Genomic DNA, 16694 nt, shown 5'->3' on the forward strand with positions numbered 1-16694 from the left:
TTTTTTATATGAATACATCAATATTTTTAAATTTTACTAACATTGATCTTTAATTGCAACCTCTAAGATAAATAAAAGAGATTTAAAATAAATCTGATAGATAGCAAAGAGAAGGGATCTCTTGATTTTTCTACTGAGATCTATGGAAAAAGAGACTAAAAAAAGCTTAGCTAAGAATAACAAATTTATCCTGAAGAAAAATCAATCTATTGGATTTTTCTCTAAAAAAAGATGTTGCTATCATATAATTGGAATATATGAATTGAATTGTTCAAATTAAAATGAGTTCAAAAAATTATCCTCAATTTATAAAAGTCAATCCTAAGATTTTTTTAAAACACTTTATTAATAAATCAAACGCAAATAATCTCCTAGTAAGAATTATAATATATATATTAATATCAGTAATTTATTATAGACTAATGGATGCGAACTCTTCTCTAGGTATAGAGTGGAGACCTTTTCATGAAGATAGGGTGATTAATGCTGTTCAAAATATATTTAATAATAACTATTTGCTAAAATTTGGACTTACTTCCTGGGAAAAAATAGATATAAATTCACTAGGAGAAACTCAATTATATTTATATTTAGTTCCTGCAATTACTTATCTTCACTACATACCCTTAATAAAGATATTGCCAAATATGGAAATAGTACAATATGGTCCATTCTTAGATTATTTATTTATAAGTTCAGTTGGAATTTTGGTTGCAGAGCTAGCTATTTTTATCTTAGGTAAGGAGAAGAGTAATAGTAATATAATTATTAGCTCAGAAGCATTTATATTATTTATAACTGCACCTTGGACTTACAGAATGATGCTTGCACCCTGGTCTGATGTCCCTTACCTAGGGTTTATGCTTACAGCATTATTATTATTCAGATATAAAAAAAATAAATTAGGTTTGATAAGTATATTAATTGCTGGGTTATGCAATTTTATATGGTCATTTTTTATTTTTAGTTTTAATATAATTATATACATTTTTGTAAAATTAAATATTTCAAGTAAACAAAGGCTAAATGAGGTAATGCCTCCCTATTTATCAAAGAATAATGAAGGCATCTATTATAAATTGGTGCTTCTACTCCCTACTCTTATATATTTCACTCAACTAAATCTTGCCAAATATTCAACATTTGGAATTATTCATAATGGTTCTAGTTCTTTATTTAGAATAGGTATTGACAGTTATCAAAACATTCATCATGGTGGGTTCCTCAGCTCTTTACAATTCCTAGGAGGCAATAGATTAAGTGTTTGCTTAAGCAACCAAGACTTATCAATATTAATGAGAAATATTGCATCTTTCAACTGCATTATGTCGATCTCAGGATTAACGATAATTTCTTTATTTTCTATAGTTGGAATCTTTATACTTATTAAAAGTGATATAAATTCTAGATGGCTTTTACTCCCTATAAGCTGGTCTTTCATTTTATATATAATGTTATTCCAACAAGGATCAGCTGTTCATCTACAAGGATATTCATTTGTTTTTTCATTTCTATTCACAATTGGTATTTTAAAATGTCTAGATATTATTTCCAAGAAATTAGCTAAAAAAGATAGTCTTGGATTTATTTTTTTATTACCTATTTTTATAGGAATTATTTTAACTTCTATCAGAGTAAGCTTTCTAACAGGAATTAATGGGTAATTATAATTAAATAGCTTCCATTGAAAATATTCTTACTAAAATCTACAATTTCTTCTAACTCGAAAAATCTAATTCTAATTGAAGCTGTAAGCTATTAAAGATCAAACCACTGTTCTTTTGTTTATCTCCATTGGTAACTACAATAGATTATGAATCTGCCATTCCTCCCATACGGACGTCAAAATATTAGTCAAGATGATATTGATAGTGTTATTAGGGTTTTAAAAAGCGATTACCTGACACAAGGGCCAATTACTGGGGAGTTCGAAAAAGAAGCATCACTCAAAGTATCTTGTAAATATGTTGTTTCCGTTAATAGTGGCACAAGTGCTCTTCATATAGCCTGCTTAGCCTTAGATCTAAATCCAGGAGATATTCTTTGGACAACCCCTATCACATTTGTAGCTTCAGCTAATTGTGCCAGATATTGTGGTGCTGAGATTGATTTTGTTGATATTGACCCAAAAACAGGTCTTATGTCTACAGATGAGCTTGAGAAAAAACTAAAAGAAGCTGAAAAACAAGACCAATTACCAAAAATAGTGATCCCTGTTCATCTAGCTGGAACTAGTTGTGACATGCAAACTATTTATAAACTTTCTAAGGAATATGGTTTTTCTATCATTGAAGATGCAAGTCACGCAATAGGAGGTTTTTATAAGGAATATCCTGTAGGAAGTTGTAAATTCAGTAATATCACTGTTTTCAGCTTGCATCCAGTAAAAATAATTACTAGTGCAGAAGGTGGGCTTGCTACGACTAATGATAGTCTTCTTGCTAAAAAATTAAGACTCTTAAGTAGTCATGGTATTGTCAAAAATAAAAATGATTTCATCAATAAAAAAGCTAATAGTTGGTTCTATGAGCAACAATTATTAGGTTTCAATTATAGAATGACTGATGTATTAGCAGCGTTAGGTCTAAGTCAACTTAAGAGGCTAGATTATTTTATTTCAGAAAGACAAAGTATTTTTAAAAGTTATAAGAATATCTTTTCAGATTTACCATTATATTTTCTAGAGGTGCCAGACAATATTAAGTCTTCTCATCATCTAGCTATTATTAGATTAAATAATAAAAATCAAGAATACCATAGAAAAGTCTTTGATGGAATGCGCTCAAAGAATATTGGTGTACAGCTTCATTACACACCTGTACATCTTCAACCTTATTATAAAGAATATGGGTTTAGGAATGGACTTTTTCCAAAAGCAGAACAATACTCAAGCAATGCCATGTCGCTTCCAATATTTCCTGGATTAAGTGATAATGAGTTAAAGCGTATTTATAATGATTTAAGCTCATTATTGTAGTAATATATCAAAGATTATTAAGCTTAGACTATTCTATTAATCCATTATTCTTAAGATTTCTATATTCAATCAAAAGTTCATTTAAGCTACATTTTATAAAGCTAGAAATATCAAATATAGATGTTTTCCCATCGCTATATGCTAATAAATTCATTCTTATTTTCACCTTTTGATATGCGTTCTTCTCTGAAATATTTGGATATAGTCCTCGCTTACCTAATTGAGGTTCACCTATAACTTTCGTTTTAGGATAAAGACCTATTTCAAATGAGTCTATTATATTTTTTAAAACACTATAAGCTCCTTGCAAACCTTCCTCATTGACCACATTTAAATTATCAGCGTTAGTATGATATTCAGGATACTCTCCAAACTTAGTTCTACAAAATGTGCATACGGGAAGTCTTATTCCTGGTGAACAGTACTGTCTTTCATCTGATCCCCTTTGTAAAAAGCTATACTCCTTAACGTTATCTAATTGGTAAAGAGCTGACCTTAAAGCTTTATCAGCCAAAGTATTATTATATGGTGTCTGTACATAGGAATAACCTCTATTATCTCCTACACAACTTAAATTAATACCACAAATTACATTATTTTTTAAAGTATTAGAGAATAAAGAAAGATATGCAATACTACCAATAGTTTCAGGTTCCATAATAAATCTATAAGTATATTTAGTACTTTTATATGTCTTTTTAATATAAGACATTAATGCATTTAAAACGACAGGGCCACTTAATTCATTATTTGCCATTGACGGATGACAAATATAAGAAGTGAAAAGGATTTCTTGACTTAATTGGCCTTCTAATAAAGCATGGCTAATTTCAAGGTTTCCCTTATGAAGAGTAGAATCTATAAAAACTCTGTATTTACCTTTTGGAAGTTGTTTTTTTTCAGATTCCGACATGCAAAACCCCCAATATTTTTTATAGTAACTAGTTACATAAGGGACCCAATCTGGCTGTTCTTTTAATGTATGAATTCTAGGTAATAGTTCTTTATAATCAATTATCTTGTCAACAGGTTCTGAATATCCAACTATATGTAAATTATCTTTGCTAAATCTTGCAAAACGTTGTCCAGTATCTAAATGTTCAATATATGCATCTTGGATATTCCACTCATAAGGTATTTCCCAATCCAATACCTTAGTACCCGAAGGGAAAACCAACCTATTGTATTCAGGGTGATATTTCTCAAAATATTTTAATGTTTCTCTGGCACCATCACCTGTAAGAGACCTGCAATAAGGGTACAACTTCTTAATATGATCTATTAAGGGAATATCGTTGTAATTGATCTGATTACTCATGTCTTCTGAAATTAGATTTTAATATAACAAGATTCCTATATTAGAATAATGGAAAATTTACTGATTTAATATTAAAAAGCTTAATAGTGTACTTAAATGAAAAAATCAAAGTTAAAAGCATTAAACCCTAAAAGAATTATATAGATAGATCACTTTAATATTTACAAAAGTGCTAAATCGATAGAGCTAAACGATCCAAAGAGAATAGTCCTAAGAAGAATCTAAAATCAATTCTAAGCTTTATTATTCTAATCTTAGTTGAATTTAATTTGATCATTATATTAATATATCAAATTAAACAATTCACTGCTACTCTTGGACTATAGAACTTAAAATGATTTTTTCTACCTTTTCTACTAAATGACTAGAATTAATAGTTCTATTATTGAAATAGATGGAAAGAAAATAGGAGAAGGCAATAAACCATATATAGTTGCAGAAATGTCAGGCAACCATAATGGCAGTATAAAAAATGCTCTTAAAATAATAAAGACTGCTAATGAATGTGGTGCTGATGCTGTAAAGATTCAAACTTATACTCCAGACACTATTACAATTAATCATAATGGACCTGAATTTATAATAAAAGATGGCTTATGGGAAGGGAGAAAATTATATGAACTTTATGAAGAAGCTCATACTCCATGGGAATGGCATCAAGAGATGTTTGAATATGCTAAAAAAATAGGAATCACTTTATTTTCTTCTCCTTTCGATTACACAGCTGTAAATCTACTTGAATCCCTCAATAATCCTATATATAAAATAGCCTCACCGGAAATAATAGATTTGGAGCTTATCAAAAAAATGGCAAAGACGAAAAAACCTCTTATAATTTCAACTGGTATGGCAACTCTATTTGAAATAGAAGAAGCGATTAAAACTGCTAATTTAGAGGGTGCTAATCAAATAGTGGTTCTTCATTGTACATCTTCTTACCCAGCTCCTATTAAAGAGGCCAACCTGTCTACAATATGTGAAATTAGAGAAAAGTTTAATGTTATTACAGGTCTATCTGATCATACAAAAGGTACATTTATACCAACATTAGCAATCGCTTTAGGCGCTTCTGTTATAGAAAAACATTTTACACTTGATCGTTCTAAAGGAGGAGTGGATAGTGAATTCTCAATAGAACCTAAAGAATTAGAAAAACTAGTACAAGATTGCGAGTCAGCAAATATTGCCAAAGGAACTCCGGCATTCAAACCTACAGATTCAGAATCAATTGTATTAAAAAACAGAAGATCAATTTATGTTGTTAAAAAAATAAATAAAGGTGAGTTGATAACAACTGATAATGTTAGATCAATAAGACCAGGCAAAGGCTTATTACCTAAATATATAAACAAAATAATTGGGCACAGAGCGTCAAGAGATATAGAATATGGGGAGGCATTTGAGCTAAGTATGATTATGGGGGAAGTATCATTAGATTAATTATCAAATGAAACTATCTAAATTAAATAACTCTCATAAGAAAGAAGTTTGGGAATGGAGAAATGAGATTTTAACTAGAAGGATGTCTAAAAATACTGAGGCAATCGACTGGAATGAACATTCGCAATGGTTTAAAAATGCTCTCATTGATAAGAATAAAATAATATATATTGGAGAATTGAATAATAAATCAATGGGAATTGTTCGTTTTGAAAAAGAAGACTCTAATCAAAGTACCTATACAATAAGTATAACTATTGCACCTGTTTACAGAGGGAAAGGCTATGCAGAGATTTTACTTAAAAAAGCAGTGAAAAGATTAGCAGAAGAAGTTGGGGATATAAAACTTATAATTGCAGAAATAAAAAAAGAAAATGTTAAAAGCATAAGTCTTTTCAAAAAATGCTATTTCAAACTACATAAAACTGAGCAGAATATAAATAAGTATATTTTAGAAAATATTAAATGTAATTAATTATTTTATTTGTATTCCCTAAATCAATCAGCTGAATACTAAGGCAGATTAAGTTCCTTCTTGGCCTTAATCTGATTTATATAAGCCCAACTAGATAATAATAAGTACTCATTTTTCATATTATAATCTTCTGGTTTATCTATAAATCCCATTCCACCTGTGATTATAGACTCTAAATTTATCGTACCATTTAAAATATCATTCCATATATTAGCTGGAGCATATAAGAATATAGTATCTTTTTTCTTTTTAATATCATCAATTAATCTAAATTCAACGTTCAAAGTCCTAGCGGTTTTAGAATCTTTATATTTCGAATATAATTGCTGAAATTTTCTTAGTCTAGCCTGGATTATTGATTCTTGGCTTCCATCAGCAATTATATGTTGCCCATTTATAATTTGATCTGAAGGGTACAACTGTTTTATATGTTTTGAGTATTTATTAATAATTTGATCTCTAAGTAAATACGGATCAAAGTCTAAATCATCAATTAGAAAATCGTTTGTAAATCTACTTTGGTTTGCATATGCATAACCGGTCTTAATTCCAAATTTAGAACAATTAGATATTAAAGACTCACACATATATTCTATTTTACTAGAAATTATATCTTTTTTCTTAGATGAGGGGAAACCCTTATAAAATAGGGGATAAGAATCTGCTAAGCCAACCTGAGCCATCAATACAATATTACTTGATCTACTAATAGAGATTTTTTCCTTAATATAATCTTTCGTTGTTTCAGAAAATTCTCGCCAATTATCATTAGCATGTATAAAAAAAGAGTCTCCACAAGAAATAGTAAATATAAAGTCTTCTTTACTTAAAGAGCCATCAAAAAAAGATGAAATGAAATAGTTCCCTATGCTAACACCCTTATCATCAACTTCAATTATACATTCTTCATCTATTCCAGAATTTAAAACTCTGTTTACAAAGCTATGGTTTCTAATCTTTGGAATTATAACCTTCGTTTCTCTTAAAAGTTGAGAAAGGAAAATATCATCAACATGGTCATCATGTGCATGTGAAAGAACTACAAGAGATAACTTGCCTGATGAAGGTAAAATCTTTTTAACCGTACATGAGTGTGGATAAGGGGATTGGTACCAGCCATGAAAAGCATTACTGAACATCCAAGGGTCAGTTATCAATAATTGATCATCAGATTCACAAATAACACTACTATGGTTTAGATGAGTTAACTTCATATTAGTTCTTATTATAAAGAAGATGATTAATCTTAAGAAATTTAGATGCGCATAATTGTTTAGGATTATAGTTTTTAAATTGTTTTCTAAATAATTTAATAGACTTTTCTTCATTATTATTTATCTTGATTTTATCCATTTCTGCCATATCATCTAATTCCGAAGTCGCACAAAAAGAAAGCTTAAATCTCGAATCAAATATTTTCTTAAAAATAACTTTAGATCTTTTCAAATGCCAATCAGATGTTACGACACATACATGTTTAGTAAAGCCAATAAAGTTGAGAAGTTCATAAGAGAAGACAGCATCACCAACAGTATCTAATGATCTCTTTTCAAGAACATACTGCTCAGGAATAAAATAATTATCAGAAAAATATTTAAACATACATTCTGATATTGATAACTTACATTTACCTTGTAGTCTGCCTAATCCCATAAAAAACACGCAATATTTTTTAGTTAGTGATGATTTTATTTGTTGAGCAAGTACTTTACACCGATTTTTACCAGAAGTTGATAATTCAAATGTTTTTTGATCTATTTCATGACCAAGAATTATATAGCAAAGATCCTTTTCAACAACTTGATTGCCAAGATCATTAGAAATGTCTCTGAATTCTATAAGCTCCGCAATAATTTTCTCTTTTATATTGGCGAGATTTTTTACAGGGTTTATAGAATTATTTGAACAAATCAATTGTGATTTTCGCTTAACCTTTAACGATAATTTATTAAGCCTTGGATCAATTCCCTCCTTCCTAAGAACATCTAATCTATCTTTCTCTTCTTGAGCATTTTTGATTGTCCATTGACCATCTGAATTTCCATATGGTCCAATTTGATACCATCTTTGTTGCCCCTTCCTCCCAGAAGGAAAATGATATTTCCATAGTAGATATTTACCACCATTAGGGTAAACTTCAACATAGATTCCATTCCCAACAGAAACTTTATACCTCCTATTCTTAGCTTTTAATTCTCTAAGATCCCTATCCCTCAGAGACATTTAAAAATACCCTACAACCTTTCCTCTTATACCCTACAACATACAGCTCGTATTATTTGCACTTTATTATCATGCGCAACAACAAGAATTGAATTCAGTAGTGTCTTTTAAAATCAACCTATTAAGTAGTAGGATTATAATTAATATTAATACTCTCCTAAAGCGGAAAGCATATTCATGGCAAAGAAAGGTACCAGGATAGTAGTCACCATAGAGTGTACTGAGTGTCGTACAGCTCCAGCTTCAGAAAAGCGCTCTCCTGGAGTTTCAAGATACACCACCGAAAAGAATCGGAGAAACACAACTGAAAGGTTAGAACTTAAAAAGTTCTGTCCTCAACTCAATAAGATGACCATCCATAAAGAAATTAAATAACTATATTTTCAATGTGCGCTAAAAGAAGAAATTTCTTTTCTAGCATTTATAATTTTAATCATGAATAATAATATCTAACTAAAAAAAATTATCTAACAATAACTCTTGCAGCTATTTCGACCCAAACCCTTTTTTATGGTCACTAACAATAAATTTTTTCCTTTCTAGAAATAGGATGCCTTCTGATATCAATGGAATGGAAGGGGGAGTGTATTTCTAGCTGAGGATCTTTGAACTTGCATTAGATTTCATGAGACAAGATATACCAATATCCCTTATGCATTTTTTCTTGTTTTGATCTATACCGAAATCACTCACCTATTTTTCCCTCAATTTTTAAAAATCAAATCTTAAATAATCAAAATACTTGATTTAGCACTTCTCTCTGCAAAACAAGCATATAAGAGTATAACTAGTTCTTCTACTAGATTGACTAGATAAATAAGTTCGCGTACACTAGATAAACTAGACAAGGCGTTCGCTTAAGCTAAATGTCAATAATTACAATTATCCTGAAAAGATTAAGTATATTTAATAAAAACAAAATAAGTATAATATTGCTATTTCCACTATTAGTTGGGTGCGCAAAAAATGCAGAAACGTTAAAACAAGAAGAGCCAGCTGAGCCAATTCTTCAGCCTATCTCTTCTCTTCCATATGAGGCACAAGTCTTGCTAAATCCTAAACTTTTACAAAAGGAACTTAAAAGTTGTAAAGAGACAGGCGGTGGGTGGAAAACAAATTATGGAAGTTGGCACAAATTAGAAGGCTGCAAATTTACTTTCTCAAAAAATCTTCCTAAGATAGAAAAAATATCAATACATAAGTCACCTAATGGAGACATAAATGCATACCAATTCATTAGCGTTAATAAAGAAACTCTAAGAGAATTTCAATTCAGATACATTGAAGGAATAATGGAAAATAATACTCAATATTGTGCTCGTTTTGGTGAAAATTCACTTCCAATTTTTAAAATAGTAAAGAAAGATTTATGCACCGCACTTATATACAAGCAATTTTAGTAATATAAAATCAATTTACAAATTCTATTTCTGATTTTTCAAAGGTAATAGATATCTCTACTCACGACGATTGGATTCTTTATGGCGGGCGTTCAGAAGCAAAAGAGAGCACAATAGATTTTGAAGGAGCAATCAAAGATATAAGCAAAGTAATTGGACTTACGCCTGAATATTATTGGGAAGAAAGTCAAAATCAGAAACTCATTGGGAAGAAGATCACATTAGAAAACTGCAAGCGAATGAATCTAAAAAGAATAATAGATATAGATCCCTTTAAATGCATAGTTTTTTGAGAAATTCTCCAACAATGTATCGGGTATATATGAAGCATAGGTGGTAAGTATGGGAACAATAATTCCAAATCGGTTCATATATCCCACAACACACGATTCCATCCCACAACATTTTGGTATATCCCACAACAAATTCCACTACATACAACAAATGGACCCAATAATCCACTTCATTAAAATTCTCCAGATCGATTTCATAGACTAGTGTTTTTAAACATTGTATGGACACATGTCTATGGAAACGGAGAGGGTGGGATTCGAACCCACGGACAGTTTCCTGTCAAACGATTTCGAGTCGTTCGCTTTAGACCACTCAGCCACCCCTCCCAAAAAGAGACCTTTTTGAATTCACTTTTATAGAATAAAGCTTTTTCCCTTCTAACAAATGAAGTATTTTTTAGTGATTACTTCCAACCCGCTTCTGTCATAAGTTTTATTGCCTTTGTATTATTATTACCAAGCTGACTTATAGAAACATTATCTGGAACAAATTTACCAAATTTCTTTACTTCTTTACTATTATTAAATCCTTTTAAAGGATGTTCATAAGTAGGGCCTGCTAAACCAGAACTACCTTGGGGAGAAGCTAAAAATTCTAGTAATTTAATACCTTCAATTTTATTTTTAGCGTATTTAGCCAATCCACCTGCACTAACATTTACATGCGCTGGTTTAGGAGTTATTACTTTAACTTTCCTTGCCAAACCTTTATCATTAACTCCATTAACACCAGCCAACATTCGTGCAACATAATAATGGTTAACTATTCCAATGCCACAGTTACCCTGAGCTACAGCTCTAGTTATACCAATATCACCTGGGAAGTATGGTTGAGATACATTTGAAAGCATTTCTTTCAACCATTTTTTCGTTTGCTTTTCTCCCTTAAGAATTAATTGGTTTGCAACTAAAGATTGATTATAAGGACTATTTCTTTTTCTTAAGCAAACTAAACCTGCTAAAGAAGGATCTGCAAGGTCGGAATAATTTTTAATCTTAGTAATATCAACTATTTTGGGGTTAGCAACCATGACTCTTACTCTTCTAGTTAAGGCATACCACCTTGATCTGGAGTCTCTATATTTGATGGGTACATTTTTATCAAGCTTCTCCGATTTATAAGGCTGCAAAAGTCCGCTTTTTGCAGCATTGCTTATTCTTGCTGCATCCACAAGTAAAATAACATCTGCTTTTGAATTAGAACCTTCTCTTTTTAATCTTTCTATTAAAGAAATTCCTGTTGCTTCAATTAATCGCACTTTAATCCCAGTTTTTTCTGCAAAATCTTTAAATACTTGTCTATCAGTATTGTAATGGCGCCCTGAATAAACCCGAACTTCTCTAGCTGAAGCTTTTGATGTCACCCCCAGACCTGATCCAATAAAAATTGTAGTCGCAGTCAAAGAGGAGATAAAACGACCTAGAGTTTTCATTTACTTACTTAAAGAAAATTGTCTAACCTAAGTTTATAAAAAAGTTGAGACAACTTAAGTTCTTCATACCAACGATACATTGCAAAGTATCAAATGATTCATGGAAGTCAGTGATTAAAATAGAATTGCTCAAATTTTCATTTAATACTAATGGAATGCTTAATAAAACCACTCTTAGAAAAGAACATGGCAGAAAAAATTATTCAGAGTATCGAAATAAATCCAACCTCATGGGAAAGCGGAAAAAACACAGCTGGTTCATTAGCTGCTAAGCAAAAAAATAATCTACAACTAAGTAAAAAATCTGAGATTGCTATATCAAATAGCAATCTAATTGTTGAAGAAATTACTTCAGATCAATTAATTAAAAGCTTTGCATTGCCAAGAAAAGTACATAGTGTAATGTTCACTAAAACCTGTAAGGGACAAGGTTATGGTAGCCATATAGACAATGCATATATGAGTACAGGAAGAAGCGATTTATCCTTTACATTATTTCTAAACGATCCAAATGAATATGAAGGAGGTGAGCTGTCAATTCAATCATTACAAGATGAAAAAACAATCAAGCTGCCAAAAGGACATATTGTTATTTATCCCAGCACAACTCTACATTCTGTAAACAAGGTGACCGCAGGTGAAAGAATAGTTTGCGTAGGGTGGATACAAAGTTATGTGGTTAATAATGAAGATAGAAATTTACTATTCGGGTTAGATGCAGGAGCAAGAGGAATTCTTGCAAATAGTGGTAGATCTAAAGAGCTGGATTTGGTTTTTCAAGCCTATAGCAATTTACTTAGAAGACTAGGAGATTGAAAGAAGTTTCAAATGTTACTCCCCTTAGTAAGTTTTGTACCTGGTTTATGCCTGAATAAGGCCAATATATAGTTATAAAAAAAAGCTTTCTCATGAGTAGTAGATCACCTGTCGCGATATTTATTGCTGCTTCAACGCTTATAGCAGCAAACACCCTTAGCACCAATATTGCTCATTGTGGAGAAAATGAAATGGGGGGGCTTAAAGAATGGACAACAGATCAGGCAATAGATGAAGATAGTAAACTTGATGATCAAGCTAAAAAAGCTAGAAAAAAAGCAAAAGAAGAAGACATTTGCATACCTATTGGTGAAGGAGAAAATTGCTGGTAATTAAAATAATATGAATTAAATAATTAATAAATCTAAGAATTGATTAAAGAGAAAAAGTAATTTCTATAGGTAACAGAGGGTGAAAAATAACTCTATATATTTTCATAAAAAAGTGGCCACTTTTCAGTGGCCACTTTTTAATCTAAGAACTAACTAATTAGAAAATCAAATTAGAACTTAAAGGTAGTTTGAACTAAAGCACCAAAGAAATCATTGGAAGCATCAGATCCGTCATAGCGGCTAGAGGCTCCAAAGATTGCTGGAGTAACTGTAATTCCATCACTAACTTTATAGTCGTAATAAAGTTCCCACGCAAATGCTCCATCAGCAGCATCTTTAGCAGTACCTACTCTATCTGTTGCATGCTGAGGTCCACCGAAAGCTGCACCTAAACGGTTGCCATCAATAAACGCATCGGCCCACATCATTCCAACCATCCATGCAGATGCTGATTCAGTTGATGCATCTGTATTTGCACCATTAGCTGTACCATCATCGGTAACGTTAACCCAGTCAAAGCCAACCTGAAGATCAGGGACAATTTGACTATCTGTATCTGGTCTGATATAGCCTCTTAAAGCATAGGCTGTTGAATCACCAGTTACATTACCACCCCATTTAGTGTCGTAGTACTCAGACCATTGCTTACAGCTGTTACCAGCAGCACAAATGTTTTTGGCCATACCAAGAGATACCTGCCATTTAGGTGATCCATATTCAATTTTGGATAACCACTTAGCCTGAGTCTCATTAGTCAGAAGACCTTGAGTAGCAACATCAGAACCTTTAGCTACATAGTTTGTGCTAACTGCAAATCTTGGTGAAAATCTGTCCTCAACTGATTGAGTCCAAGCAACACCAAAACCACCATCTGTACTAGAACCATAAGTAGCAGCATTACCACCTAAAGCAAACTGTTTCAATACAGGCTTGTAGATAGAAGGTGAACTAGCAAGCATGTAGTAGTTCTCTATAAGAGGACCACCCCAAACTTTGAGGTTATCGCCGATAGGAAACTCGTACCAAAGCTTATCAACTTTGAGAGCACTAGAACTTTTATGAGCAGCACTGAGGTGAGTACCAAGAGTGGTGTCTTCCCAAGGAGTGCTTGCCATGTTGCCCGCCTTTATACGGGTATAAAGCCTATCCTTACCAGAGAAACTTGTATTTACGTTGTACTGAGCAACGTAAGAAGTAGTAAGTTTTTGTCCTGATGGAATTTGAGAGTCTTTATTAGTAGAAATATAACCAGTATTAAATACAACCTTAGAATCTAATTTAGTGGTGGAAGAGAACTGTCCAGCACTAAGTTCCTTAACTTTGTACTCAAGTCCATCAACACGTCCTTTAAGGATGGCCATTTCAGTGCCAAACTCATTGGAAAGACGAACTGCATCAGAATCAACGTCAGCAGAAGCTAAACCGCCTTCTAAACATGCATTAATAAGTGCAGCAGCCTCATAACGAGTTAGAGCCTGACCACTCTTAAGATTTTGTGTGTAGGCATTGTCTACACAGCCATAGCTCTCACCTAGATTTTGAAGAGCTGTATAAGCCCAATCTCCAGGAACAACATCGGAGTATTGAGTTGATCTGACAGCATTAGCTTGCTTGGCTGGCTTATTAGCATAACTAGCAACATCATTGATGTTGACTTCAGCTGCGTTAGCAGCTAAAGGAGCTAAAAGACCCAAAGCAGCCGGTGCCAGCAGAAGTTGCTGAAAAAGCTTCATTTAGGATTCCTCACAATAAACCCATTGCTGGGCAAACCCACTCTAGAGAACGCTCAAAGCTCAAAAGGTAATTGAGAGCACCTGCCTATGCATCTATTGATACAAAGTAAGGTAATTAAAGATTATTTATTGTGATTTAAAAGGGGGAATCCCATTTCTTTCCTTTCTTCCATCCATTGCTGGGCTACATCTCTCGCTAAATTTCTAATGCGTGCAATTGTAGAGGTCCTTTCAGTAACTGAAATAACACCTCTTGCTTCTAAAAGATTAAAAGTATGGCTGCATTTAAGTACAAAGTCTAATGCAGGTGCTGGAAGCTTTTTTGATATTAAAGACTTAGCTTCCTCTTCATAAAGGTCAAATAACTTTATTAAACGATTGGGATCTGAATCTTCAAAATTATATTTGCTATTTGCCTTCTCAAAAGGCAACCATATATCACCATATTTATAACGATCATTCCAATTTAAATCCCAAATGCTTTCTACATTTTGAAGGTACATAGCAATTCTTTCTAAACCATAGGTAATTTCAATAGATACTGGTCGACAATCTAATCCGCCGCATTGTTGAAAATAAGTAAATTGAGTAACTTCCATACCATCAAGCCAAACTTCCCAGCCCACTCCCCATGCACCAAGGGTTGGGGATTCCCAATTATCTTCTACAAAGCGAATGTCATGTTCCTTTTGATTTATCCCTAACGCTGCTAATGAAGATAAATATAACTCTTGTATCTGAGCAGGAGAAGGCTTAATTAAAACTTGATATTGATAATAATGCTGAGCTCTATTTGGATTATCTCCATATCTTCCATCCGTTGGCCGTCTACAAGGCTCTGGATATGCAACCGCCCAAGGTTCGGGGCCAATTGCCCTCAAAACAGTATGTGGACTCATTGTTCCAGCTCCCTTCTCAGTGTCATAAGGTTGCAATAAAAGACAACCTTCTTTTTTCCAAAAAATATTTAATTCTGAAATAATGTCCTCAAAAAACATAACAATTGTTATTAATCGATTTAGAACTCTTTAAGAATAGGTTAAAAATAGTCTAGTTAATCATATAAAGTTAATTTAATATGTTTTTCATTTGCAAATAAATAAAAGATTGAATTGATTTAAAAAATTTCTGCCAAAACCTTTTCTCCTTTATTGCAAATTTCTTGTTGAGTTGGGAAGTTATCATTTTCGCAGGAGCATTGGCCTTCGTCTAGACCTTCAATCCAGTTAACTAGACCAGTTCTAATAGGGCAAGGACATTGCTTTCCAGTAGATAAATCATTGAATTCTGCACTTGTGAAAGGTAAATAGTCGTCTATAAACAAAACTTCTTTTAAGCGAAGTGAATATACTTGATTCCATTGATGAAAACATTTGATGTGATTGAGAAGTTGATTAAAAGCTTCTGTTCTATTAGTAATTCCAAGTTTTTTCATTTGACAGTAAAAAGCTGCTCTCACAAATTCAGAACATCTATTAGCTTCTTCATCAGTAAAGGGTGTTATTTTTTTCTGAGGTGAAATAATGCTGTTTATCGTTTTTTCTAGATGTCTTATTTTTTCTTCTATTTTACTAATCTGCTCGCTTATAGGCTGAGCTGGTTGATCCTTAAGCGTATCTGAAAGAACTTCAGAAATAAATGCAGTAATAGTTTTACCTTCAATTCTTGCTTTTTGCTTAAGCTGAATTAATAGGGATGGGTCTATATTTATATTTAATTGTGATCGTGGCATTAATACAAAATAAATAAGCTAAACTCTAATCTACCGAAACTTATCTAAATACTAACCAATTTTATGAGTGTTTGGGAACAGAGCATATCTACTCTAGGCATGTCTAGGAAAATCTAGACAGAATGGGGTGGAGATTAATGTAGGTATTATCTTTGGCAAACCTAGATAAAGGGACTAATGGGTCAGAGGAGGACCAAAAGAAAATAAGGTTACAAATTGATCTTGAAGAAGAGGAGGTATTTTTATTGACTAAAATGTCCGAAAGACTTGGCATAAGCATAGATGAAATAATTAATATAGCCCTTCGAAAATATGAGCAAGATTTAAGAAACAACTCTAAAGGTAATAAATAATTTCGATTTAATGATTGTAAAAATCAATAGAATCCTATTTATTTTAGACCTAATTTTTCTAGTATCTATTAACTATTAAACCTTTTGCTGTTAATAGTCTAAAGAATTTTAAAATCTATTTTTTTATTACTCCTTGAATTTAGAACTCATCTTTAAATAATGACTTTAA

Annotated in this window: 16 protein-coding genes and 1 tRNA gene; 9 read left to right on the forward strand and 8 right to left on the reverse strand. The window is 32.0% G+C overall.

The window, feature by feature from the left end:
• The first annotated feature begins 422 nt into the window (after positions 1 to 422).
• Complete coding sequence (locus O5636_RS03450; RefSeq protein WP_269623227.1) at positions 423 to 1664, forward strand: hypothetical protein; 1242 nt, start codon at positions 423 to 425, stop codon at positions 1662 to 1664.
• A 149-nt stretch (positions 1665 to 1813) separates the two neighbouring features.
• Positions 1814 to 2977, forward strand: a complete 1164-nt coding sequence (pseC, locus tag O5636_RS03455; protein ID WP_269623228.1) for a UDP-4-amino-4,6-dideoxy-N-acetyl-beta-L-altrosamine transaminase — start codon at positions 1814 to 1816, stop codon at positions 2975 to 2977.
• Positions 2978 to 3005: 28 nt separating this feature from the next.
• Here pseC and O5636_RS03460 read toward each other — a convergent pair whose 3' ends face one another.
• Positions 3006 to 4295, reverse strand: coding sequence for a DUF4910 domain-containing protein (locus O5636_RS03460; RefSeq protein ID WP_269623229.1), 1290 nt, complete (start codon positions 4293 to 4295; stop codon positions 3006 to 3008).
• A gap of 360 nt (positions 4296 to 4655) precedes the next feature.
• Here O5636_RS03460 and pseI point away from each other — a divergent pair, with 360 nt between their 5' ends.
• A complete protein-coding gene (gene pseI / locus O5636_RS03465; RefSeq protein ID WP_269623230.1) occupies positions 4656 to 5735 on the forward strand; it encodes a pseudaminic acid synthase in 1080 nt (359 codons plus the stop codon).
• 7 nt (positions 5736 to 5742) lie between these two features.
• Entirely contained in the window at positions 5743 to 6210 is a 468-nt protein-coding gene (locus tag O5636_RS03470; RefSeq protein ID WP_269623231.1) for a GNAT family N-acetyltransferase, read from the forward strand.
• Between the two features lie 38 nt (positions 6211 to 6248).
• Here O5636_RS03470 and O5636_RS03475 read toward each other — a convergent pair whose 3' ends face one another.
• Both O5636_RS03475 and O5636_RS03480 read right to left on the reverse strand, forming a co-directional pair.
• Positions 6249 to 7424: an MBL fold metallo-hydrolase gene (locus tag O5636_RS03475; RefSeq protein WP_269623232.1), complete on the reverse strand. Its 1176-nt coding sequence runs from the start codon at positions 7422 to 7424 to the stop codon at positions 6249 to 6251.
• Position 7425: 1 nt separating this feature from the next.
• Entirely contained in the window at positions 7426 to 8433 is a 1008-nt protein-coding gene (locus O5636_RS03480) for an ElyC/SanA/YdcF family protein (RefSeq protein WP_269623233.1), read from the reverse strand.
• Positions 8434 to 8610: 177 nt separating this feature from the next.
• Between O5636_RS03480 and rpmG the strand changes: the two genes are divergently transcribed.
• Together rpmG and O5636_RS03490 are read left to right on the forward strand one after the other, a co-directional pair.
• Positions 8611 to 8808 (forward strand): 50S ribosomal protein L33, encoded by a 198-nt coding sequence (rpmG, locus tag O5636_RS03485; RefSeq protein WP_269623234.1) that lies wholly within the window; start codon positions 8611 to 8613, stop codon positions 8806 to 8808.
• 491 nt (positions 8809 to 9299) lie between these two features.
• Positions 9300 to 9833 carry a hypothetical protein gene (locus tag O5636_RS03490; protein ID WP_269623235.1) on the forward strand — a complete coding sequence of 178 codons (534 nt, stop codon included), beginning with the start codon at positions 9300 to 9302 and terminating at the stop codon, positions 9831 to 9833.
• Between the two features lie 535 nt (positions 9834 to 10368).
• On the opposite strand, the gene O5636_RS03495 is transcribed toward O5636_RS03490, so the two are convergent.
• Positions 10369 to 10453 (reverse strand) — tRNA-Ser (locus O5636_RS03495).
• A 77-nt stretch (positions 10454 to 10530) separates the two neighbouring features.
• Positions 10531 to 11559 (reverse strand): extracellular solute-binding protein, encoded by a 1029-nt coding sequence (locus O5636_RS03500; protein WP_269623236.1) that lies wholly within the window; start codon positions 11557 to 11559, stop codon positions 10531 to 10533.
• Positions 11560 to 11709: 150 nt separating this feature from the next.
• Here O5636_RS03500 and O5636_RS03505 point away from each other — a divergent pair, with 150 nt between their 5' ends.
• Both O5636_RS03505 and O5636_RS03510 read left to right on the forward strand, forming a co-directional pair.
• A complete protein-coding gene (locus tag O5636_RS03505; RefSeq protein WP_269623237.1) occupies positions 11710 to 12375 on the forward strand; it encodes a Fe2+-dependent dioxygenase in 666 nt (221 codons plus the stop codon).
• A gap of 92 nt (positions 12376 to 12467) precedes the next feature.
• Positions 12468 to 12707, forward strand: coding sequence for a hypothetical protein (locus O5636_RS03510; RefSeq protein ID WP_269623238.1), 240 nt, complete (start codon positions 12468 to 12470; stop codon positions 12705 to 12707).
• A 170-nt stretch (positions 12708 to 12877) separates the two neighbouring features.
• Here O5636_RS03510 and O5636_RS03515 read toward each other — a convergent pair whose 3' ends face one another.
• The 3 genes from O5636_RS03515 to O5636_RS03525 form a co-directional block, all read right to left on the reverse strand.
• Positions 12878 to 14440, reverse strand: a complete 1563-nt coding sequence (locus O5636_RS03515) for an iron uptake porin (protein ID WP_269623239.1) — start codon at positions 14438 to 14440, stop codon at positions 12878 to 12880.
• A gap of 122 nt (positions 14441 to 14562) precedes the next feature.
• Positions 14563 to 15438, reverse strand: a complete 876-nt coding sequence (gene glyQ / locus O5636_RS03520) for a glycine--tRNA ligase subunit alpha (protein ID WP_269623240.1) — start codon at positions 15436 to 15438, stop codon at positions 14563 to 14565.
• A gap of 119 nt (positions 15439 to 15557) precedes the next feature.
• Entirely contained in the window at positions 15558 to 16172 is a 615-nt protein-coding gene (locus O5636_RS03525) for a hypothetical protein (protein WP_269623241.1), read from the reverse strand.
• Between the two features lie 152 nt (positions 16173 to 16324).
• On the opposite strand from O5636_RS03525, the gene O5636_RS03530 reads away from it, so the two are divergent.
• Positions 16325 to 16525, forward strand: coding sequence for a hypothetical protein (locus O5636_RS03530; protein WP_269623242.1), 201 nt, complete (start codon positions 16325 to 16327; stop codon positions 16523 to 16525).
• Positions 16526 to 16694: the final 169 nt, after the last annotated feature.

The sequence above is a fragment of the Prochlorococcus marinus str. MIT 0918 genome (assembly GCF_027359415.1).
GTDB classification, from domain to species: Bacteria; Cyanobacteriota; Cyanobacteriia; order PCC-6307; family Cyanobiaceae; genus Prochlorococcus_E; species Prochlorococcus_E marinus_C.